This is a genomic window from Tepidiphilus sp. J10, from assembly GCF_006980785.1.
GTDB classification, from domain to species: Bacteria; Pseudomonadota; Gammaproteobacteria; order Burkholderiales; family Rhodocyclaceae; genus Tepidiphilus; species Tepidiphilus olei.
The window spans coordinates 489,793-510,541 of the sequence record NZ_SBHP01000001.1 but is presented as its reverse complement, the minus strand read 5'-3'; the positions used below and the strand labels follow the sequence as shown (position 1 = coordinate 510,541).

The 20,749-nt window shown below is 63.8% G+C and carries 16 protein-coding genes and 2 pseudogenes; 10 read left to right on the top strand and 8 right to left on the bottom strand.

What is annotated here, in order from left to right; all coding sequences use genetic code 11:
• Window positions 1–7: 7 nt before the first annotated feature.
• Window positions 8–457, bottom strand: coding sequence for an OsmC family protein (locus tag EPD81_RS02535; protein ID WP_142803842.1), 450 nt, complete (start codon window positions 455–457; stop codon window positions 8–10).
• Between the two features lie 50 nt (window positions 458–507).
• A complete protein-coding gene (locus EPD81_RS02530; protein WP_142803841.1) occupies window positions 508–1,113 on the bottom strand; it encodes a YqiA/YcfP family alpha/beta fold hydrolase in 606 nt (201 codons plus the stop codon).
• Between the two features lie 278 nt (window positions 1,114–1,391).
• On the opposite strand from EPD81_RS02530, the pseudogene EPD81_RS10775 reads away from it, so the two are divergent.
• From EPD81_RS10775 to EPD81_RS02480, 9 genes and pseudogenes are all read left to right on the top strand, one after another.
• A pseudogene (locus EPD81_RS10775) lies at window positions 1,392–1,613 on the top strand (IS1380 family transposase); the annotation flags it as partial.
• Between the two features lie 205 nt (window positions 1,614–1,818).
• The gene (locus EPD81_RS02520) at window positions 1,819–2,394 is read left to right on the top strand and encodes a restriction endonuclease subunit S (protein WP_142803839.1); all 576 of its coding nucleotides are present in this window, start codon (window positions 1,819–1,821) and stop codon (window positions 2,392–2,394) included.
• A 25-nt stretch (window positions 2,395–2,419) separates the two neighbouring features.
• A complete protein-coding gene (locus EPD81_RS02515) occupies window positions 2,420–4,000 on the top strand; it encodes a type I restriction-modification system subunit M (RefSeq protein ID WP_142803838.1) in 1,581 nt (526 codons plus the stop codon).
• Complete coding sequence (locus tag EPD81_RS02510) at window positions 3,997–5,112, top strand: virulence RhuM family protein (protein WP_142803837.1); 1,116 nt, start codon at window positions 3,997–3,999, stop codon at window positions 5,110–5,112. The genes EPD81_RS02515 and EPD81_RS02510 overlap by 4 nt, the downstream gene beginning before the upstream one ends.
• The gene (locus EPD81_RS02505) at window positions 5,109–6,281 is read left to right on the top strand and encodes a restriction endonuclease subunit S (RefSeq protein ID WP_142803836.1); all 1,173 of its coding nucleotides are present in this window, start codon (window positions 5,109–5,111) and stop codon (window positions 6,279–6,281) included. Before EPD81_RS02510 ends, EPD81_RS02505 begins: the two co-directional genes overlap by 4 nt.
• Window positions 6,278–7,114: an HAD family hydrolase gene (locus EPD81_RS02500; protein WP_028770780.1), complete on the top strand. Its 837-nt coding sequence runs from the start codon at window positions 6,278–6,280 to the stop codon at window positions 7,112–7,114. Before EPD81_RS02505 ends, EPD81_RS02500 begins: the two co-directional genes overlap by 4 nt.
• 8 nt (window positions 7,115–7,122) lie before the next feature.
• Window positions 7,123–10,323: a type I restriction endonuclease subunit R gene (locus tag EPD81_RS02495; RefSeq protein WP_142803835.1), complete on the top strand. Its 3,201-nt coding sequence runs from the start codon at window positions 7,123–7,125 to the stop codon at window positions 10,321–10,323.
• Entirely contained in the window at window positions 10,320–11,048 is a 729-nt protein-coding gene (locus EPD81_RS02490) for a M48 family metallopeptidase (protein WP_142803834.1), read from the top strand. Before EPD81_RS02495 ends, EPD81_RS02490 begins: the two co-directional genes overlap by 4 nt.
• 604 nt (window positions 11,049–11,652) lie before the next feature.
• Window positions 11,653–12,774, top strand: a complete 1,122-nt coding sequence (locus EPD81_RS02480) for a class I SAM-dependent methyltransferase (RefSeq protein ID WP_221929171.1) — start codon at window positions 11,653–11,655, stop codon at window positions 12,772–12,774.
• Between the two features lie 7 nt (window positions 12,775–12,781).
• Here EPD81_RS02480 and EPD81_RS02475 read toward each other — a convergent pair whose 3' ends face one another.
• The 4 genes from EPD81_RS02475 to EPD81_RS10890 all read right to left on the bottom strand — a co-directional run bounded on the left by EPD81_RS02475 (window position 12,782) and on the right by EPD81_RS10890 (window position 17,986).
• Entirely contained in the window at window positions 12,782–13,579 is a 798-nt protein-coding gene (locus EPD81_RS02475) for an alpha/beta hydrolase (protein WP_142803833.1), read from the bottom strand.
• An 84-nt stretch (window positions 13,580–13,663) separates the two neighbouring features.
• On the bottom strand, window positions 13,664–14,962 hold the full coding sequence (locus EPD81_RS02470) for a multifunctional CCA addition/repair protein (protein WP_142803832.1): 1,299 nt from the start codon (window positions 14,960–14,962) through the stop codon (window positions 13,664–13,666).
• Window positions 14,959–15,930 (bottom strand): complex I NDUFA9 subunit family protein, encoded by a 972-nt coding sequence (locus EPD81_RS02465; RefSeq protein WP_142803831.1) that lies wholly within the window; start codon window positions 15,928–15,930, stop codon window positions 14,959–14,961. The genes EPD81_RS02470 and EPD81_RS02465 overlap by 4 nt, the downstream gene beginning before the upstream one ends.
• Before the next feature lie 22 nt (window positions 15,931–15,952).
• Complete coding sequence (locus EPD81_RS10890; protein WP_142803830.1) at window positions 15,953–17,986, bottom strand: lytic transglycosylase domain-containing protein; 2,034 nt, start codon at window positions 17,984–17,986, stop codon at window positions 15,953–15,955.
• A gap of 78 nt (window positions 17,987–18,064) precedes the next feature.
• Between EPD81_RS10890 and EPD81_RS02455 the strand changes: the two genes are divergently transcribed.
• The gene (locus EPD81_RS02455) at window positions 18,065–18,652 is read left to right on the top strand and encodes a 5-formyltetrahydrofolate cyclo-ligase (RefSeq protein WP_142803829.1); all 588 of its coding nucleotides are present in this window, start codon (window positions 18,065–18,067) and stop codon (window positions 18,650–18,652) included.
• Here EPD81_RS02455 and ilvA read toward each other — a convergent pair.
• Together ilvA and EPD81_RS10700 are read right to left on the bottom strand one after the other, a co-directional pair.
• A complete protein-coding gene (gene ilvA / locus EPD81_RS02450) occupies window positions 18,625–20,157 on the bottom strand; it encodes a threonine ammonia-lyase, biosynthetic (protein ID WP_142803828.1) in 1,533 nt (510 codons plus the stop codon). The two genes, EPD81_RS02455 and ilvA, sit on opposite strands and share 28 nt — an antisense overlap.
• A pseudogene (locus EPD81_RS10700) lies at window positions 20,144–20,749 on the bottom strand (HPr kinase/phosphorylase); the annotation flags it as partial. The gene ilvA and the pseudogene EPD81_RS10700, both read right to left, overlap by 14 nt.

The following is a 20,749-nucleotide window of genomic DNA, read 5'->3' as shown; positions in this document are numbered from 1 at the left end:
TCGGAGCTCATTTCAACTGCAACCCTTCGCCATCGAAGACGCTGAGCATCACCGGGATGCCGGCGGCCACGCTCTGGCCGACGACGCAGAATTCCTCGAATTGTCCCAGGATGCGGTCCAGATGCTGCAGGGTGGCGGCGGGGGCGCCGATTTCGAGGCGCACGTCGATGCGGCGCACGCGTAAACGGCCCGCTTCGTTGCGTCCCAGCTCGGCACTCGCCTCGGCGCGCACTCCTTTCGGGTCGTTCTTGAACTTCGTCAGGGCGAAATAGAGGCTGGAGGCCATGCAATTGCCCACGGCCGAGAGCAGTAGATGGGTAGGCGTGGGACCCGTGCCCTTGCCCAGCGGGGGCGGCTCGTCGGTGAGTAGCACCGGCATATCTTCGCCAAAACGCACTTCGAACTGGAACCCTTCGATCTGGCGCAGGCTGACACTGGGCGGGTTTTTTTCTTCCATGATCGCTCCTTCCGATGAATGGGCGGAGTCAATGGTAGCACCGACGGGCGTCAGTCTTTCTCTGCCTTCCCTGCCGGCATCAACCCGGCCCAGACGAGGATCTCGTCGAGATAGTCGTTCCAGCGGGTGAAACTGTGATCGCCCCCTTCGAGTACCGTCTGCTTCGCGCCTTGGTAGAAGGCGATGGTCTGTCGGTGATCGAGCAGTTCGTCGCCCAGCTCCACCATCAGCCAGATCCGTTCGGGATGTTCCAGACGGTCGCGCTCCAGCGCACGCAGCTGCGCGACGTGCTCGGGCGTCCACTCGAAGGGCTCGCCGGTGTAGAGGTTGGTGAGCCGGCCGACGTAGGCGGAAAGCCCCCGCGAGGGATGGACGACCGGATTGACCGCCACCGCCCGCACGCCCAGCTCTTCGGCGAGTCGAGTGGCGTAGAAACCGCCCAGGGAGCTCCCCACCACCGTCGGCAGCCGTCCCGTCTGCTCGGCGAGTCGTGCCACTTCCTCGCGCAACATGGCCATCGCCTCGGCCGGGGCGATCGGCAGCTGGGGACAGCGGAACGAGTCGGCGAGCCCTTTGGCCGCCATGTGCGCGGCGAGCGCGCGCGCTTTCACCGACTGGGGCGAGGAGCGGAAACCGTGGAGGTAGAGCAAGGGCATCGGGTGTCGTCTTTGCACGTAGGGGGAACGCGTACTTTATACGCTCCCCGTTTCACGGGCAAGACGAGATGGCCCGTCGTGAGAACCGCGGGGGATGGAACGAGCGATCAACGAGGATCCAAAGCGAATCCGACGCGTACGAGCCCTGCTCGTGACGCCTTGGCGAGAATTTGTGCCACTCGTTCGTAGGGCGTGAGGCGGTGTGCCAGGACGAGCAGGTCGGGTTTTGGCTCTTGCCTCGCGGCTTCCCTCAGGCGATCGTCCAGGACCTGACACAAAAAGGCTATGTACGCTTCGAGATCGACACCTTCGTGAGAAAGAAGGCTTTGGAGAAAGAAGACGTTGGCCGCACCTATCAGGGCGTGGATGGCTATTGCCCGATTGACGGCCACCTGGGCAACGAGGGCTGGAACATCGGGTTGGAGTTGCGTGCTGGCACCCATCATTCGGCGCTGGAGAGCGAGTATTTCCACGAATGGACTTTTGCGCGGGCGGGTCGAACGGCTCCGGGCGGTCGTCGGTGTTGACACTCGAGGGCGTGGACTCGATGATTTGGTCGCGCCAGCCTTCGTCAGAGCCTCTGCCGCAGACCCGCCATTAAATTTTTTGCAGAAACGTCGTTACAGTACTTGACGAGAGTGTCTTGTGCGTCTACCATTTGCCTGTGAAGTAAATTATTGGGCACAGAAACCAGGTTACAGCGCCATGAATGTCTTGCTGGGCGACATCGCAGAAGTCCGCATGGGCTACTCGTTCCGCAGCCGCCTGGAAACGGATGCGGAAGGCGACGTCGCCGTGATTCAGATGAAGGACATCGATGACGCGAACTTGCTCCACCCCGAGGGCTTGGCGCGCATCCAGATGCTCGACCTGAAAGACCGGCACCTGGTGCAGGAGGGGGACCTGCTGTTTCGGTCACGGGGAGTGACCAATTCGGCTGCGCTCGTGGGTCCAGGCATTGGCCGCGCCGTGCTGGCTGCGCCAATGATTCTGATCCGGCCGAGGACGGAGATCGTCGAGCCCGCCTACCTGCAGTGGTTCATCAACCACCCGGCTACTCAGGCTGCACTTGCCGGTCAGGCGACCGGAACGGCCGTGAAGATGATCGGCAAGGGGGTGCTCGATGGCCTCGAGGTTGCCCTGCCGCCGCTTGAGAGACAGAGACTCATCGTCGAGATCGCACAGCTCGCGACGCAAGAGGCGGCCTTGCTGGAGGAATTGAGGGGGCGCCGAAAGGCGCTGATCGAAGGAATCCTGCTGCGGCAAGCCACACAAGCATGAACCAAGAGAACCATAGGAACACGCCATGACCGAAAAACTGTCACAACAAGAAGTCAACGCCATCGCCTGGGCCGCGTGCGACACGTTCCGGGGCGTGGTCGATCCCGCGCAGTACAAGGACTACATCCTGGTGATGTTGTTCCTGAAGTACATCAGCGACCTCTGGAACGACCATTACGCCCAATACAAGGCCCAGTACGGCGACGACGACGAGCGCATTCGCCGCAAGCTCGAGCGCGAGCGCTTCATCCTGCCCTATGTCGAGTTGAAGGAGGACGATCCGCAGACCGGGGAAAGCCGCGTCATCGACCGCTTTCTGGGCGATTTCAACGCCCTGTACGAGCGCCGCAACGAACCCAACATCGGCGAGTTGATCAACATCGTGCTCGACCACATCGAGGACGCGAACAAGACCAAGCTCGAAGGCGTTTTCCGCAACATCGACTTCAACAGCGAGGCCAACCTCGGCAAGGCCAAGGACCGCAACCGCCGCTTGAAGACCTTGCTGGAGGACTTCGCCAAGCTCGATCTGCGCCCCTCCCGGGTGACCGAAGATGTCATCGGCAATACCTACATCTACCTCATCGAACGCTTCGGGTCGGATGCCGGCAAGAAGGCGGGCGAGTTCTACACGCCCAAGATGGTCTCGCGTCTCTTGGCCGCCTTGGCCAACCCCAAGCCCGGCGATCGTATCTGTGACCCCTCCTGCGGTTCCGGCAGCTTGTTGATCGAAGCCGCCCAATGGGTCGAGGCCCAAGGCAGTCACGACTACGCCCTCTTCGGCGAAGAGGTCAACGGCGCCACCTGGGCCCTGGCACGCATGAACATGTTCATCCACAGCAAGGACGCCGCCCGCATCGAGTGGTGCGACACGCTCAACAGCCCGGCGCTGATCGAAGGCGACCGGCTGATGAAGTTCAACGTGGTGGTCGCCAATCCGCCGTTTTCGTTGGACAAGTGGGGGGCGGAGCACGCCGATCACGATCGATTCAACCGCTTCTGGCGCGGCGTGCCGCCCAAGTCCAAGGGCGACTGGGCCTTCATCACCAACATGATCGAGCGCGCCCTGCCCCAGGAAGGCCGGGTCGCGGTCGTCGTGCCGCATGGGGTGCTCTTCCGCGGTGGCGCCGAAGGACGCATCCGCCGCGCCATGATCGAAGAGAACCTGCTCGATGCCGTCGTCGGTCTGCCGGGCAACCTGTTTCCCACCACCTCGATTCCGGTGGCCATCTTGCTGTTCGACCGTGCCCGCGAAAGAGGTGGCCCGCGCGAACATGTGCGCGACGTGCTCTTCGTCGACGCCAGCCGCGAGTTCATCCCCGGCAAGAACCAGAACCAGCTTTCCGAGGCGCACTTTCAGAAGATCGTCGCGACCGTGGCCGAGCGCCGCAATGTGGACAAATACGCCTACGTCGCGTCGCTGGACGAGATCGCCGAGAACGACTTTAATCTCAACATCCCCCGTTACGTCGACACCTTCGAGGAAGAGGAGGAAATCGACGTCGCCGCCGTGCAGCGCGAGATCGAGCAACTGGAACGGGAACTCACCGAGGTGCGCGCCCGTATGCGCGAGCATCTGAAGGCGCTGGGCGTGGAGGGCGTATGACCCACAAGCGCACCGCCCCCCCGCCGCCCGCAAACGGCACGCTACGCATTCGCGCCAGCACCGCCGAGTTTCTCATCTTCACCCAGCAGACCGGTGAGCAAAGCATCGAGGTGCGCTACCAGGACGAGACCATCTGGCTCACCCAAAAGCTGATGGCCGCGCTCTTCGACGTGGACGTGCGCACCATCAGCGAGCATCTGCGCAACATCTTCGCCAGCGGCGAGCTGGACGAATCGGAAGTCGTCCGGAATTTCCGGATAACTTCTACCGACGGAAAGCGGTACCAGACCAAGCACTACCACCTGGACGCCATCATCTCCGTGGGCTACCGCGTCAACTCGGTGCGCGCCACCCAGTTCCGCCGCTGGGCCACCCAGGTCCTGCGTGAGTTCGCCATCCGGGGCTACGTGCTGGACAAAAAGCGGCTGGAAAACGGTACCTTCCTAGGCAAGGACTACTTCCAGCGCCTGTTGGAAGAGATCCGCGAAATCCGCCTTTCGGAGCGGCACTTCTACCAGAAGATCACCGACATCTTCGCCACCGCCATCGACTACGACACGGCCGCGCCCACCACCCGCGCGTTCTTTGCCAAGGTGCAAAACAAGCTGCACTACGCCATCCACGGCCAAACCGCCGCCGAGCTGATCCACGCCCGCGCCGACGCCGGCAAGCCCCACATGGGACTGACCACCTGGGACAAAGCGCCCCACGGCCGCATCCTCAAAAGCGATGTCGTGGTGGCCAAGAACTACCTGACCCAGGACGAACTGCAAGCGCTGGGGCGGCTGGTCAACAGCTACCTTGACCTGGCCGAAGACCGCGCCCGCCGCCAAATCCCCATGACGATGGAAGACTGGGCCAGGCAACTCGACCGCTTTCTGGAGCTGACCGAACGCGACATCCTGCAAGACGCAGGCAGCATCAGCGCCGAGGCCGCCCGCGCGCACGCGGAAAGCGAGTTCGAGAAATATCGTCGTATTCAGGAGGCGGAGTACGTGTCCGACTTCGATCGGACAGTGCGCGAGCGGCTGGTTGCCGACGCCGAAGATGTGCGGGCGTTGGAGCGGATCGAGCAGTGCTTAGAAGGTAAAAGACGGGATAAGAACAAATGAGTCGCTCTACCACAAGCTACAAAACACTTGCTGATATATGCATCAAAATCACAGACGGCACGCACCAAACGCCCGTATACAAGGATGAAGGGGTGATATTTATCTCAGCCAAGAACATTAAGAATGGTCGACTTGATTTCACAGAGATTAAATACATCTCCAAGACTGAGCATGAGTTTCTAACAAGGAACAGCAAGCCAGAACCAGGAGACTTATTGCTAGCAAAGAGCGGCTCACTCGGGGATGTGGCCTTAATTCCAGAACTGGATTTCGAATTCAGCATATTCGAGAGCCTTGCACTAATAAAACCCAGGCAAGAAATTATTGATCCGCGCTACTTGCATCAATATCTCCAATCTCCTTACGCGGAGTCCTATTTCCACTCCATTAAAACTGGTCTTGCCGTAAAACATCTCCATATTGGAGATTTGCGCGATTTGAAAATATTCGTCCCGCCATTGCCTGTGCAGAGGGAATTGGCTGATCGGCTTATTGCCTGGGACACCGCCATCGAAACCACCGAGCGCCTGATCGCGGCGAAGGAGGTGTACATCGGTGCCGTCACGGAGCGTATATATCGCCGAAGCCCCGGTTGGAGTCGATATAGACTCGGCGACTTTCTGCAGGAAACAAAGGTTCTCCACGGTCATGGCGATTATGTGATTGGTTCAGTTGGCAAAAATGGTATCAAGCCCCGTGATGAGGTTTATTCAAAAGATTTGACAAGCAACCACGAGCGGAATCTTTTGGTCAAACCCGGGTGGCTATGCTTCGGCTTGGCGAGTGATTGCATGGCGTTCGGCGTCAACTCGACCAATCAAACGTACAGCGTTAGCCCCGCGTATCGCACATTCCAAATCAATGGAGCGGATCCACGCTTCTTTGAAGGCTACTTGCGCGTATTTAATGGGCGCTTGAGCAAACGGTTCTTGATCACCTCGGCACGCCAAGGAAAGGCCATCGACTTTGAAGGTCTCTTCAACACCGAGTGCTACTTCCCATCCCGAGAGGAACAACAGCAAATTGCTAGCGCCGCTCTCCTCATGCGCGAAGAGCTTGACCATTTACGCCAGTTGCGAGAAGCCCTCAAGCGCCAAAAACGCGGCCTGATGCAAAAGCTGCTGACTGGCAAGTGGCGCATCCAAATGGAAGAAGGAGTTCCGGTATGAGCAGACCCCGTAAGGCCCGGATGGCCATCGCCTATGACTTTGATGGCACGCTTGCCCCCGGCAACATGCAGGAGCACCAGTTCCTGCCCGATATCGGCATCAAGCCGCATGACTTCTGGAAAGAAGTGCATGAGGTCGCACAGGCGCATCAGGCCGATGAGGTGCTGGTTTACATGAACCTGATGCTGCGCAAGGCTGCGGCCGCGAACGTGCCGGTCCGGCGTGAGGATTTCAAGGCCAGGGGCAAGTCCATCGCGCTGTTCGACGGCGTGGAGGAGTGGTTCGGCCGGATCAATGCGTACGCAAAGGCCAAAGGCGTGGACCTCAAGCACTTCCTGATTTCCTCCGGCAATGAGGAGATTTTTGCCGGAACACCCATTGCCAAGGAGTTCGAGGCGGTTTATGCCTCGAAATACCTGTTCGACGTCAACGGCGTCGCGCAATGGCCGGCGCTCGCCATCAACTACACCACCAAGACCCAGTTCCTCTTTCGCATCAACAAGGGCATCACGGACATCAGCGATAACGCCTCCGTCAATAAGTTTATTCCCAAAGACGAGCGGCCGGTACCGTTTGAGCACATGGTCTTCATCGGCGATGGTTCCACGGACATTCCTTGTTTTCGCTTGATCAAGGATCAAGGAGGGCTGTCCGTTGCCGTGTACCCGCCTGGAAGAAAAGGCGCGAAGGACAAGGCGGAAAAATATCGTCAGGATGGCCGGGTCCATGCGGTGGTCTCGGCCACCTATACGGACGGTTCGGAATTGGACAAGCTCATCAAGGCGCGAATCGACTTTGTTGCGAGTCGTCACGCGCTGCAAAGCCTGCTGTGAGGGAGCGCATGGACAGCTTTCGCTTCAACGAGAAATACCTCTCGCAGATTCCCGCGCTGCAACTCTTCATCAACCTGGGCTATGCCTACCTCACGCCCGAGCAGGCGCTTGCCGCCCGCAGCGGCAAGCCTGGGCAGGTGCTGCTGGAAGAAGTGCTGCGCGAGCGGCTGAAGAAGAACAACCGCATCCAGTACAAGGGGAAGAGCTATCTCTTCTCCGAGGAGAACATCCAGACCGCCATCCAGCGCTTGAAGAACGTCAAGTACGACGGCCTGCTGAAGACCAATGAGGCGATCCATGACTTGCTGACCCTGGGCGTGTCGCTGGAGCAGTCCATCGAGGGCGACAGCAAGAGCTTTACCCTCCACTACATCGACTGGAAAAACCCGGCCAACAACGACTATCACGTGACGGCCGAGTTCCCGGTCGAGCGCACGCGAAGCCAAGAGACCTGCCGCCCGGACATCGTGCTGTTCGTCAATGGCATCCCGTTTGCCGTCATCGAGTGCAAGTCGCCGAGGGTCGAGGTCGGCCAGGCGGTGTCGCAGATGATCCGCAATCAGCGCGAGGAGTACATCCCGAAGCTGTTTACCTACACGCAGTTGCTGCTGGCCACCAACAAGAACGAAGTACGCTATGCCACAACGGGCACGCCTGCTAAGTTTTGGGCCTTGTGGCGCGAAAACATTCCAGCGGCAGAACTGCAAGCCGTGCTCGATAAGCCCCTGCCTGCCGAGGCCAAGGCGGGGTTGTTCGACCTGATTTGGGATGGCAAATCCCTGCGCGAGCCGGAAGCGGGCAAAGCATGGACGATCACCGAGCAAGACCGCATGCTCTATGCCCTGTGCCGTCCGCAACGTCTGCTCGACCTGGCGTTTCGCTTCACCGTGTTCGACGGCGACGTGCGCAAGGTCGCCCGGTATCAGCAGTTCTTCGCCGTCAAGCGGGTGCTCGAGCGGGTCAAGCATCGGGACGACGTGGGACGACGCTTGGGGGGCATCATCTGGCACACGCAGGGCTCGGGCAAGTCGCTGACGATGGTGATGCTGGCCCGTGCGCTGGCTCTGGACCCGGATATCCGCAACCCGCGCATCGTACTGGTGACGGACCGGGTAGACCTCGACAAGCAGCTCGGCAATACCTTTGCCGCCTGTGGCCTGACGCCTGACCGGGCGGCCAGCGGACGCCACCTGTTGGAGCTGGTGTCTGAGAACAAGGCGCACATCGTCACCACGCTCATTCACAAGTTCGATAAGGCGCTGTCGATCAAGAAGCACGTCGAGGAATCGGCCGACATCTTCATCCTGGTCGACGAGAGCCACCGCACTAACTTCGGTGGCTTTGCCGCGCGCATGCGCCAAATGTTCCCGATGGCCTGCTACCTGGGCTTCACCGGCACGCCGTTGATGAAGAAGGAGAAGAACAACTTCGCCAAGTTCGGCGGCTTGATCGATACCTACGCCATCAATCAGGCCGTCAAGGACGGCGCGGTTGTCCCTCTGCTCTACGAGGCGCGGCATGTGGAGATGGAGCAGAACGAGAAGGCCATCGACACCTGGTTCGAGCGCCACACGCAAGGGCTGACGGATGCGCAAAAGGCGGACCTGAAGAAGAAATACAGCCGGGCCGAGATGCTCAACAAGGCCGATCAGGTGATCTACATGCGGGCCTTCGACATCAGCGAGCACTACCGGCAAAACTGGCAAGGCACCGGCTTCAAGGCGCAGCTCGTTGCGCCAAGCAAAGCGGCCGCCCTCACCTACAAGAAGTTTCTCGACGAGATCGGGCATGTGACGAGCGAAGTCATCATCTCGCCCCCGGATACCCGCGAGGGCAACGAGGAGATAGACGACGAGCCATCCAATGAGGTCGTCGCTTTCTGGGAACGGATGATGAAACGGTATGGCTCCGAGGAGGAGTACAACAAACAGATCATCAACCTGTTCAAGCATAGCGACGAACCGGAAATCCTCATCGTCGTCGACAAGCTGCTGACCGGCTTCGACGCGCCACGCAACACGGTGCTGTACCTGACGCGGAAACTGCGCGAGCACACGCTGCTTCAGGCCATCGCGCGCGTGAACCGGTTGTATGACGACGATGAGGGCACGAAACCCAAGGAGTTCGGCTACGTCATCGACTACGCGGGTATTCTGGGCGAGCTCGATCAGGCACTGACCACTTATAGCGCACTCGACGGATTTGACGAGGACGATCTGGCGGGGGCCTTGGTCAGCATCCATGAAGAAGTGGCCAAACTGCCTCAGCGCCACGCCGATCTCTGGGACATCTTCAAGGAGGTCAAGAATCTGCACGATGAAGAAGCCTACGAGCAGCTGCTGGCGGACGAAAAACGACGCGAGTCGTTCTATGAGCGACTGGCGGCCTACGGCAAGACATTGTCGATCGCGCTGTCGTCCGAACAGTTCATCGCATCGACGCCCGAGAAGAAGCTCCAGTCCTACAAAAATGACCTCAAGCGGTTCACGAACCTGAAGGCGTCCGTCAAGCTGAGGTACGCCGAATCGGTGGACTACCGGGACTTCGAGCCGAAGATCAAGAAGCTGCTGGATACGCACATTTCGGCGAACGAGGTGGTGCGCTTGAACGAACCCGTGAACATCTTCGACGAGAAGGCGTTCAAGCAGGTGATCGAAGAACAAGGGCAGACCAAGACCACGGCCGCCAAGGCGGACATGATCGCGCACGCGACCAAGAAGGCCATCAGCGAGCGCCTGGAGCAGGACCCCGCGTTCTACGAGAAGTTCTCGAAGCTCATCCAGCAGGCCATCGACGATTTCCGCGCCAAACGCATCTCCGATCTGGAGTACCTGAACAAGGTCGGTGAGATCAAGGACGCGGTGGTCAACCGGCGCATTGACGATGCCCCGGCGCAGTTGGCCGGTCACGACCATGCCCTTGCTTTGTATGGCATTCTCAAGCCCTATGTGTTTGGCCACGTGAAAGCGGAAGTGGCGGCAGCAACGCTGGCTGCCGACGCTGCCATCGACATCTGGTCGATCATTCAACGAAACAAGAAGGTGGGCTTTTGGGATGACCTGGACGCACAACGTCGAACCATGAACGAGATCGACGACTACCTGTACGACGAAGTCAAGGGCAAAAAGGGGGTGCCGCTGACCACCGGCGAGATGGATGACATCATCGACCGGACGATGCAGTTGGCCAGGCACCGGATGGTGGTATGAGCGACAGAATCGGCTCGGTCTGTTACGGCGATGAGGTCATCCGTTATGAGGTCGTCGAGCGCCCGTCGAGACGGACATTGGGTATCGAGGTTCACCCGGGTGGGCGCGTTCTCGTGCTGGCGCCAAGCGGATGCGATGACGCCACCATTGACGAGAAACTTCGCTTGCGCGCAGGGTGGATTAGCCGTCAGCTGGAAACGTTCTCGCGGTATGAAAGACACAGCGCGCCCAGGCAGTATCTGAGCGGTGAATCGCACCGCTACCTGGGACGGCAGTACCGGCTGCGTGTCAAGGCCAACGACCCGCACGCCCGTCAGGAACAGGTGAAACTGACCCGGGGGGAGATGTGGGTCGTCGGCCCCGGGGATTTGCCCCCATCGAAGGTGAAAGCGCTGCTGCGACGTTGGTATCTTGAGCGAGCGCGTGAAGTGTTCGATACGGTGCTGACGGATGTCTTTGATACATTCAAACGGCTTGGGCACGAGAGGCCGCGCATCGTCGTGCGCGAGATGCGCAGCCGATGGGGAAGCCTGTCTCCGGGTGGGCAGATGACCTTGAACTCACGGCTCGTGCAAGCCCCACGCCCCTGTGTCGAGTATGTGATCGTGCACGAGCTGTGCCACCTGATGCACAAGAATCACAGCGCGGAATTCTTTGCTTTGCTTGGGCTGGTCCTGCCAGACTGGCAGGCACGCAAGCAAAGGCTCGAACAGGCCCTGCTCTGACCATTGTAGGACCAGCAAGCCTACTTCGGCATTGCGACAGGTGACTAAACCGGGGAGAGCTCGGCCGGCGCCGTAGACCCATCGACACAGTTCGCTAGGGAACCGCTGAACAAGTAAGCCCCTGAGCCCCTCTCGCCGAGGAGTGCCCCGTTTTCGGGGCAAAAGGGGGCAAAAATTGTCCGATACGAGGGGATACCCCGTTCTGTTTCATTTCTTTAGTGTCTCCTTCGAACGTTCTTGTCCCCCGCGGCTCGATGCAGACGAGCGCGAGCGTGCCAAGCGGGTGTCCGACGTCCTCGCCGTGCTCGACAAAGCTGCCGATGAGCCGCCAATCCCCTCCGATTTCGACTTCCATGGTCGCGGCCCTGGCAGTTTGGCCGATGCGCCTGCATTGCGGAAAAGGGAGACTATTCCGGCACGGGAGGAGACGGGTGCGGTGCGATAATGCAAAGCAGCCTCGTGTTGCCGTGCCTCTACGGAAGGCGGACGGTACAGGATTTGGGGTGGCGGACTGGCACGGCTTCGTCCGTCGGGCAAGGATCGGATTATGGTAGCGTGAAACGGGGGGCTTTCAGTGTTCGAACGGGAGCGAACGACGAGGGGGGTGCCGACGCCGGAACCGGGGGTGGTGGCGGCGAGCGAGACCTTGCGCGCGCGCATCGTGGCGCGCATCGGGGAGGCCGGCGGCTGGGTGCCGTTCGCCGACTACATGCGCTGGGCGCTCTACGAGCCGGATCTGGGCTACTACAGCGGTGGGGCGACGAAATTCGGCCCGGCGGGGGATTTCATCACCGCGCCGGAGATCACACCGCTCTTCGGGGCCACGCTGGCCGAGGCGATCGCGCCGGTGTTGCGGCAGACGGGAGGCATCGTGCTCGAAGCCGGGGCGGGCACCGGTTTGCTCGCGGCCGACGTGCTGCGCCAGCTCGCCGAGCTCGGGGCGCTGCCCGAGCGCTACGCCATCCTGGAAGTGTCGGGGTCGCTGCGCGCTCGCCAGCAGGAGACGATCGCGGCGCAGGCAGGAGCGCTTGCCGAGCGCGTGGTCTGGCTCGAGGCCGTGCCGGATTCCTTCCGCGGGGTGTTGCTCGCCAACGAAGTGCTCGACGTGCTGCCGGTGCATCTGGTGGGAACGGTCGAAGGGGAGGCGTTCGAGCGCGGCGTGACGGTGCGTGACGGTGCGCTCGCCTGGGAGGATCGCCCGCCGACGCCGGCGGCGCTCGCCGGGCTGGAGGGGATCGAGTTGCCCCATTTGGAAGGGCGGGAGTACCTGACGGAAGTCCACCCGGTGGCACGTGCCTGGGTGGGGACGCTCGCCCGTGCGCTGCAGGCGGGGATGCTGCTCTTGATCGATTACGGCTATCCGCGGGAGACGTATTACGTGCCGTGGCGCTGGCGCGGCACGCTGCAGTGCTATTTCCGCCACCGCGTGGTCGACGATCCGCTGTGGCTGCCGGGGGCGATGGACATCACCAGTTTCGTCGATTTCACTTCCGTGGCCGAGGCGGCCGAGGCCGAGGGGCTGGAGACGCTGGCCTTCATGAACCAGGCGGGATTCTTGCTGGCCAACGGCATCTTGCAGCGGCTGGAGGAACGCGCCGAGCCGGGGAGCCTGGCGTATCTGAAGGCCGCGCGCGCCTTGCAGCGGCTCATCATGCCGCACGAGATGGGGGAGCTCTTCAAGGTGATCGCGCTGGGGCGAGGGATCGAGCCGCCTCCTTGGGAGTGAGCGGCGTTCAGGCGGCTTGCGCTGCCGGCTGCAGCACCTGCGCGATGGCGCGTGCGGCGCGCTCCCAGCCAGGCTCCAGCATGAGGGTGTGGCCGAAATCGGGCAGGATCCGGGCGGTGGTGCCGTAGAAACGCGCCGTGCTCTCCACCTGGTCGGGTGGGATGATCTTGTCGTGTTCGGCGCCGAAGACGTATACCGGGGCGGGATGCTGCTCGGCGCGATCGACGCGGGCAAATCCCATCATGTCCCAGATGGCGCGCAATGATTCCGGTCCGCTCGCGGCCAGATAACGGGCGAGGTCGGGCTCCGGCGGCAGATGGTGGAAGAGCGCTTTGACCAGGCTGCGGTGCGGCTTGCGCTTGCCGGCCGTGAAGAGGTTCATTTCGAGCAGGGCCATGGGCGTGTGCAGCAGCATGTGCAGCAGCGACCCACCGAGTCCGGTGGGCGGCACCGAACACAGCAGTACGAGCGCAGGGAAAGGGTGACGCTCGAGGGCTTTCTGGGCGACGAAACCACCCATGGAGTGGCCGATGAGGATGGGCTCGGCGGGTAGGCGTTCCTGGGCGCGCAGCACGTCGTCGACGTAGTCGTCGATGGAGAGCGTGTCGCGCGGGCGATCGGTGCGTGAGCCGCCGTGGCCGCGCAGCGACAGCGCCCAGGCGTCGTAGCCTTGGGCAGCGAACCAGGGCAGGAAGTGCTCCTGCCAGCACCAGGCGCCGACGTAGGCGCCGTGCAGGAAGAGGAGGGGCGGGGCATTCACTGGGTGGCTGGGGGCTTCATGCAGCAGTTCGAGGTGCTCGGTCATGGAATGGGCTCGGTAAGGGTTGGGGGCGTTGGGGTTGTGGCGTAGCCAAAGGATAACGGCAGCTTATTTTATGATACTACGGCCTCAGGCACCCTCCAGCGGGGAGGAGGATGGGGTACCGGCGGTGGTGGCGGCAGTGGATGGCGACGAAACTTCATCGCCATCCCCACCGCGCGCGGCGCGCGCCTTGACGGCGGCGACGCGCGCCTCGTGCAGCCTTGCCGGGATCTGGCTGCGTTCGGTGCAGGTGCGGGCGATCGCGCCGGCATCGACGCTTCTGGCCGCCTCGAGGGTATCGCGCCAGAGCCGCTCGACCGGTTCGTAGTCCATATCGAGTCCGGGGCGACCGAGGGCATCGCAGGCACAGGCTTCGAGCAGGTGGAGGAAGCGCTCGGGACGGCGCAGGGCGTCGCAGCGCTCGAGCACGCGCACGCGGGTGGCGGGGCGAAGGCGCGGTCCGCGGTGGATGAGCCCGTGCTCGCGCGCGGTGAGCACGGCGAGTTCCCGGCACTCGACGGGCGTGCGCAGCCGGGCGCAGATCGAAGGGATGAGCGCCGCGCCGCGGGCTTCATGGCCGTAGTGGTGCGGCCAGAGTTCCGGCGGCGTACGCCCTTTTCCGACGTCGTGCAGCAGCACGGCGAAGCGGGCGGGCAGCGAGAGCGTGCGCTCCGCGGCCACGCGCAAGGCGGCGAGCACGTGGATGCCCGTGTCGATCTCGGGGTGGTAGTTTGGCGGTTGCGGCACGCCGAAGAGGGCATCGACTTCGGGCAGCAGGCGCGCGAGCGCGCCGCATTCACGCAACACCTCGATCATGCGGTCGGGGCGCGCCTCCATGAGGCCGCGGGCGAGTTCCTGCCAGACGCGTTCGGGTACGAGGTGATCGACTTCGCCTTCGTCCACCATGCGCCGCATCAGGGTGAGCGTCTCGGGGGCCAGGGTGAAGTCGGGCAAGCGGGCGCTGAAGCGCGCCACGCGCAGGATGCGCACCGGGTCTTCGGCAAACGCCGGGCTGACGTGGCGCAGCACCTTGCGGCGCAGATCCTCGAGGCCGCCGTAGGGGTCGATGAGGCGCCCGGTTTCGTCGCGGGCCATGGCGTTGATGGTGAGGTCGCGCCGGGCGAGGTCTTCTTCGAGGGTGACGTCGGGGCTGGTGTGAAAGGCGAAGCCGTGGTAGCCGCGTCCCGTCTTGCGCTCGGTGCGCGCGAGCGCGTATTCCTCTTTCGTCTCGGGGTGCAGGAAGACGGGAAAATCCTTGCCTACGGGCAGAAAACCGCGGGCGAGCATCTCCTCGGGGGTGGCGCCGACCACGACCCAGTCGCGGTCGCTCACGGGCCGTCCGAGGAGTTCGTCGCGAACGGCTCCGCCCACGCAGTAGATCTTCATCCGTGGTGGGCGCGCATGCGCCAGAGGACGTAGCGGCTGCGGTAGGTGTCGTTGGCGAGATAGGCCGGCGCGATCGCTTCCATCGGCGTGGGTTCGAGCCCGAAGGGCAGCGGCTCGCCGTGGGCCACGCTGTCGATCGAGAGCGAATCGAGCATGTCGCGCGTGAGCGGCGGGTTGGGCAGGAGGTGTTCGATGAGCCACGCCTGCACTCGGGCGAGCCGCGGCGGCAGCGCCAGCACGCGGCGCGGGTGGCCGCTCGTGCGCGCGGCGTAGGCGACGATCTCGGCCAGGGTGTAGACGGTGGGGCCGGTGAGCTCGTAGGTTTGCCCCGCGGCCTTGGCGGTGGCGGCGGCGCGCAGGATTACCTCGACCACGTCGCCCACATAGACCGGTTGCAGCTTGGCCTGCGCTGCGCCGATCGGCAGGAGGGGGAAGAGCCGGGCGAGTGCGGCGAAGCGGTTGAGGAAGGAGTCGCCGGGGCCGAAAATGGCCGAGGGGCGCAGGATGGTCCAATCGAGCCCGTCGCCGGCGGCGCGGATACGCGCTTCGCCGTCCGCCTTGGAACGCAGGTATTGCGACGGGGCGTCGGGCGCGGCGCCCAGGGCGCTCAGGTGGATGAGGCGGCGTACGTCCTGCGACTGACAGGCTTCGGCGAGTTTTTGCGGCAGTTCGACGTGGGCGCGGGCAAACTCGGGGCCGTAGGGACGTCCGGGGCGCGAGTGCAGGGTGCCGACGAGGTTGATCACCAGGCGTTTGCCGGCGCACAGGCGTTCGAGCGTCTTCGGGTCGTGCACGTCGGCTTCGACGATTTCGACCGTGGGCAGCAGCTTGAGGTCACGCGCATTCTGTAGACGGCGCGTGGGCACGACGACGCGCCAGCCTTCGGTGACGAGCCGGTCGAGCAGGTGGCTGCCGACGAATCCGGTTCCGCCGAGGACGAGGGCGGTGCGTTCGGTCGCAGTGGTCATGGTCGTTTCTCCTGGTCGAGCATCATCCGTTGTCCAGCACCGGCGCGGGTGCGCCGGCGGCGTTGCTCAGTCCGGGCAAGGGAAGGAGGAAGTCGGTGATGTCCTTGCCTTTGCCCCCGTTCAGGATGGCCGAATAGACGACGGTGTTGGCGAGTACTTTCTTGATGTAGTCGCGCGTCTCGTCGATCGGCAGGTTTTCGATGTAGATCTCGGTCTCGAGTGCCTGTTGCGGCCGCAGGCGTCCCATGCGGCCGGGGCCGGCGTTGTAGGCGCCGGTGGCGAGCACGGGGTGGCCGTCGAGCTGTTCGGTGACCATGCGCATGTAGGTGACGCCCAGCATCACGTTGGTGTCGGGGTCGCGCAGGCGGGCGACGTCGAAGCGCGGGATGCCGAGCTTGCCGGCGAGCCACTTGCCGGTGGCGGGCATGATCTGCATGAGACCGAGCGCGCCGCTGCTCGAGCGGGCATCGGCGCGAAAGCGGCTTTCCTGGCGTATCAGGCCCCAGACCCAGGCGGGGTCGACGTTTTGCGCGGCAGCGTAGCGTTCGACGAGTTCGCGGTAGGCGAGCGGGTAGCGGGCGAGGAGGAACCCGTCGTCGTCCATGGATTCGGCCAGACGGATGGCCAGATCGAAGTGTCCGGCCTGGGTGAGCGCGACGCTGGCGGCACGTGCCTGGGGAACCGAAAGCTTGCGGCCCAGGGCCTCGACTTCGCGTGCGGCTTCGAAAAACCAGTTCCGCTCGGCCAGGGCCAGGATGCGCACCACGACGGGGTGGCGTTCGATCTCGCGCACTTCGGGCGGCGACGGAGGGGGAGATTGCGGTGGCAGGCGCCAGCGGTGACCGAGGGCATGGGCGGCGAGCATGGCGTAGTAGTCGTCGCCACGCTCGAGGGTGCGAAAGATGGCCTCGGCGAGTTCGCTTTTGCCCAGCTGCTGGAGGGCATAGCCTTGCCAGTAGCGCCATTCGTTACGCTCGCGCTCGCCCGGGGGGAGCGCTTCGATGCGCTGCCAGACTTTGGGCCAATCCTGCGCCGCGAGCGCCGCGCGCACGGCCCAGCGTGCCGGTTCGGTCCAGAGCGGTGAGAGGGTGATTTCGTCGGCCCAGGCGTTGGCCTGTGGCAGGCGCCGCTTGGCGGCGTAGAGCACGAGCGACCAGCGAACGACGTCGCGCGCTTCGGGGTCGAGCCGTTCGGCCATGGTGAGGAGCCATTCGTGCGCCGCTTCGGGGTCTTCTTTTTGCAGGGCGATGAGGGCGGCGGCGAGGGTCGTGGACGAGGCGTCGGGCAGGGCGAATGTCGCGAGCGGGTCGCGGGTGGCGTGTTCGAGGTCGAGCCATTCTCTCTCGCTCAGGCCGGCGAGTGCGCGCCATTCTTTGGCGGCGGACGGGCCGCTCTGGGCAAGCGATGCGTAGAGGCGCTGGCGTAGGATTCGTTGGTCGATCCGCCCCTGCTGGGCGGCCGTGGCGAAGAGAGGGACGCATTCGGTGCCGGGGCGGGGGCTGGAGACCAGCAGGCGCAGCACGTCGTTGGTGGGAATGCCGGATAGGGGTTGATCCTGGATCCAGGCGAGCGTGCCCCAGCACTGGGCGTCGCGGTCGGGCTTGACGAGGGTGCGATAGTGCTGCAGCGCCTCGCTCCAGCGTTCCTCTCGCACGGCGGTGCGCAGCAGCTCGCGGCGCAGGCGCTCGCCCAGGGCGTCGTCGCCGTGACGCGCGAGGAACGCCTCGATTTCCTGTGGCTGTACCGTTTCACTGGGGCGGCCGAGGCGCTGGATGAGCGACCATAGGAGGACGTAGTCGCCCAGCGGGTGGGCGGTGACGTGCGGCAGCTGCTGCAGCACGGTGGCGAGATCGCCGCGCGCGTAGGCGGAACGAGCACGATCGATCGCGTCGGGGCCGCTCGGCGCGGCTGGTTTCGGGGCGGCATGGGCCTTGGCCTCGACGGCCTTCGGGGCGGGTTTCACCCGCTGCCCTTCGGCTGCGGCTACGGCGGGTGCGCCGGGCACGAGGGCGACGGCGAGCAGGGCGGTGCAGAGCAGGGAGGGCCGGAGGGACATGGCGGATCGGGCGGTTGGCGGAAAAAGGCCGTTTCGTTTATTGTAACTCATGGTGAATCGGAGATCGAAGGGTGGGGAATGAATCGGGTGGAAATGCGGCGATCGGCCTTGGCGCGGCGGGAGGCGATCGCGCCCGAAGTGCGCCGACGCTGGGACGATCTGATCTGGCAGGCGGTAGCCGGACTGCTCGAGTCTTTGCCTGAAGAGGGGGGCTGGGTCGGGGGGTTCTGGGCGGTGCGGACGGAACCGGATGTGCTCGCGTCGCTGTGGGGGTGGGCGGAAGGGCGCGGTATCGGGGTGGCCCTGCCGGTGGCGCTACGCAAGGCGGCGCCGCTCGTTTTCCGGCCGTGGTCGCCCGGTTCGCCCATGACGCGCGACCTCTTCGGGCTGCCGGTTCCGGCGGGAGAAGAGCACGTGTGGCCGGTGGTGTTGCTGGTGCCGCTCGTGGCGTTCGACGCGGCGGGTTATCGCATCGGCTACGGGGGCGGGTTCTACGATCGTACCCTTGCAGCGTATCGCGCGGCAGGGCGCCCCGTGACGGCGATCGGGGTGGGGTATGAATGCACGCGCGTGCCCGACACCTACCCCGAGGCGCACGATGTGCCGATGGACTGGATCGTGACCGAGGCGGGGGTGTTTCAGCCGGCGGCGAGGAAGAGGGAATAGGCGGGGTTGTTCGTTTCCTCGACGTATTCGTAGCCGAGCTTGGTGAGGAACTGGGCGAATTCTTCGTCTTCTTCCGGTGGAACCTGCATGCCGACGAGGACGCGGCCGAAGTCAGCGCCGTGGTTGCGGTAGTGGAAGAGGCTGATGTTCCAGTCCGAGCGCAACTGGGCAAGGAAGTTGGCGAGCGCGCCGGGGCGTTCGGGGAAGATGAAGCGCAAGAGCCGTTCGTGGCGCACGTGCGGGGCGCGTCCGCCGACCATGTAGCGGATGTGGGATTTGGCCAGTTCGTCGTCGGTGAGGTCGATCGCCGGCAGACCCTCTGCCTGTAGTTGGGTGACGAGTTTCTCGACTTCGCTGCGGTCGTGGATGCCGACGCCGACGAAGATGTGCGCTTCCTCGGGATCCGAATAGCGGTAGTTGAACTCGGTGACGTTGCGCTTGCCCAGGAGCGCGATGAATCGGCGAAACGCGCCGGGGCGCTCGGGGATGGTGACGGCGAGCACGGCTTCGCGCCGCTCTCCGAGCTCGGCGCGCTCGGCGATGAAGCGCAGGCGGTCGAAGTTCATGTTGGCGCCGGAGGCAATGGCGACCAGCGTCTTGTCCTTGAGCTCCATTTTTTGGGCGTAGGACTTGAGGCCGGCGAGGGCTTGTGCTCCGGCCGGTTCGAGAATGGCGCGGGTGTCTTCGAAGACGTCCTTGATGGCGGCGCAGATCTCGTCGTTGCTCACCACGATCATGTCGTCGAGGTAGCGCTGGCACAGGCGGAAGGTTTCGTCGCCCACGCGCTTGACGGCGGTGCCGTCGGCGAAGAGTCCGACTTGGGCGAGTTCGACCGGCTCGCCCCGGGCGAGCGACTGGGTCATGGCGTCCGAGCCTTCGGCCTCGACGCCGATGATGCGGATCTCGGGGCGCAGGCGCTTGAGATAGACGGCGATGCCGGCGATCAGCCCTCCGCCGCCCACGGCGCAGAAGACGGCGTCGATCGGTTTGGGGTGCTGGCGCAGGAGTTCCATGGCGATGGTGCCCTGGCCGGCGATCACGTCGGGATCGTCGAAGGGGTGGATGAAGACGAGCCCTTCCTCTTCTTCGAGGGTGCGGGCGTAGGCGTAGGCATCGGAGAAGGATTCGCCGTAGAGCACGACTTCGGCGCCGCGGCTGCGCACGGCTTCGACTTTGATGAGCGGGGTGGTGGTGGGCATGACGATGACGGCGCGCGCGCCCAGTTTCTGGGCGGAGAGTGCCACGCCCTGGGCGTGGTTGCCGGCCGAGGCGCAGATGACGCCGCGCGCGAGCGCCTCCGGCGGGAGCTTGGCGATCTTGTTGTAGGCGCCGCGCAGCTTGAAGCTGAAGACGGGTTGCAGATCCTCGCGCTTGATGAGCACTCGGTTGCCGAGGCGCCGGGACAGCGTGGGGGCGGGGTCGAGCGGCGTTTCGACGGCGACGTCGTAGACCTGGGCGGTGAGGATGCGTTCGAGGTAATCGCAGGAAGAGTCAGAGGTTTCCATGGGAGTCGGTTTCGGTTGGGTTCTGCTGGGCCAGCAGCGCATTGTGACGGTCGATGAATTCGCGGGTGGAGTCGATGCCGCGCAGCCGCAGGATGGTGGCACGCACGGCGGCTTCGAGTAGCACGGCGAGATTGCGCCCGGCGGCCACCGGCAGCGTGGTCTTGGGAATGGGCACGCCGAGGATCTCTTCGGTGACCTGCTCCATCTCCAGGCGCGGCGGCGGCGGTTCGCCCGGTAGCACCCGGCGCAAGTGGACGATGAGGCGAAGCCGCATGCGCCGGCGCAGGGCGGTTTCGCCGAAAATGGTGCGGATGTCGAGCAACCCCAGCCCCCGCACTTCGAGGTAATTCTGCAGCAGCGGCGGACAGCGGCCTTCGAGCACGGTGGGGGTGAGGCGGGCGAATTCGACCATGTCGTCGGCCACCAGTCCGTGGCCGCGGGAGATGAGCTCGAGCGCGAGCTCGGATTTGCCGGTGCCGGGGTCGCCTGTGATGAAGACGCCGAGGCCGAGCACGTCCATGAGCACGCCGTGGCGCGTCTCGCGCTCGGCGAGCACGCGCGAGAGGTGGTGTCGCAGGCGGTCGATGACTTC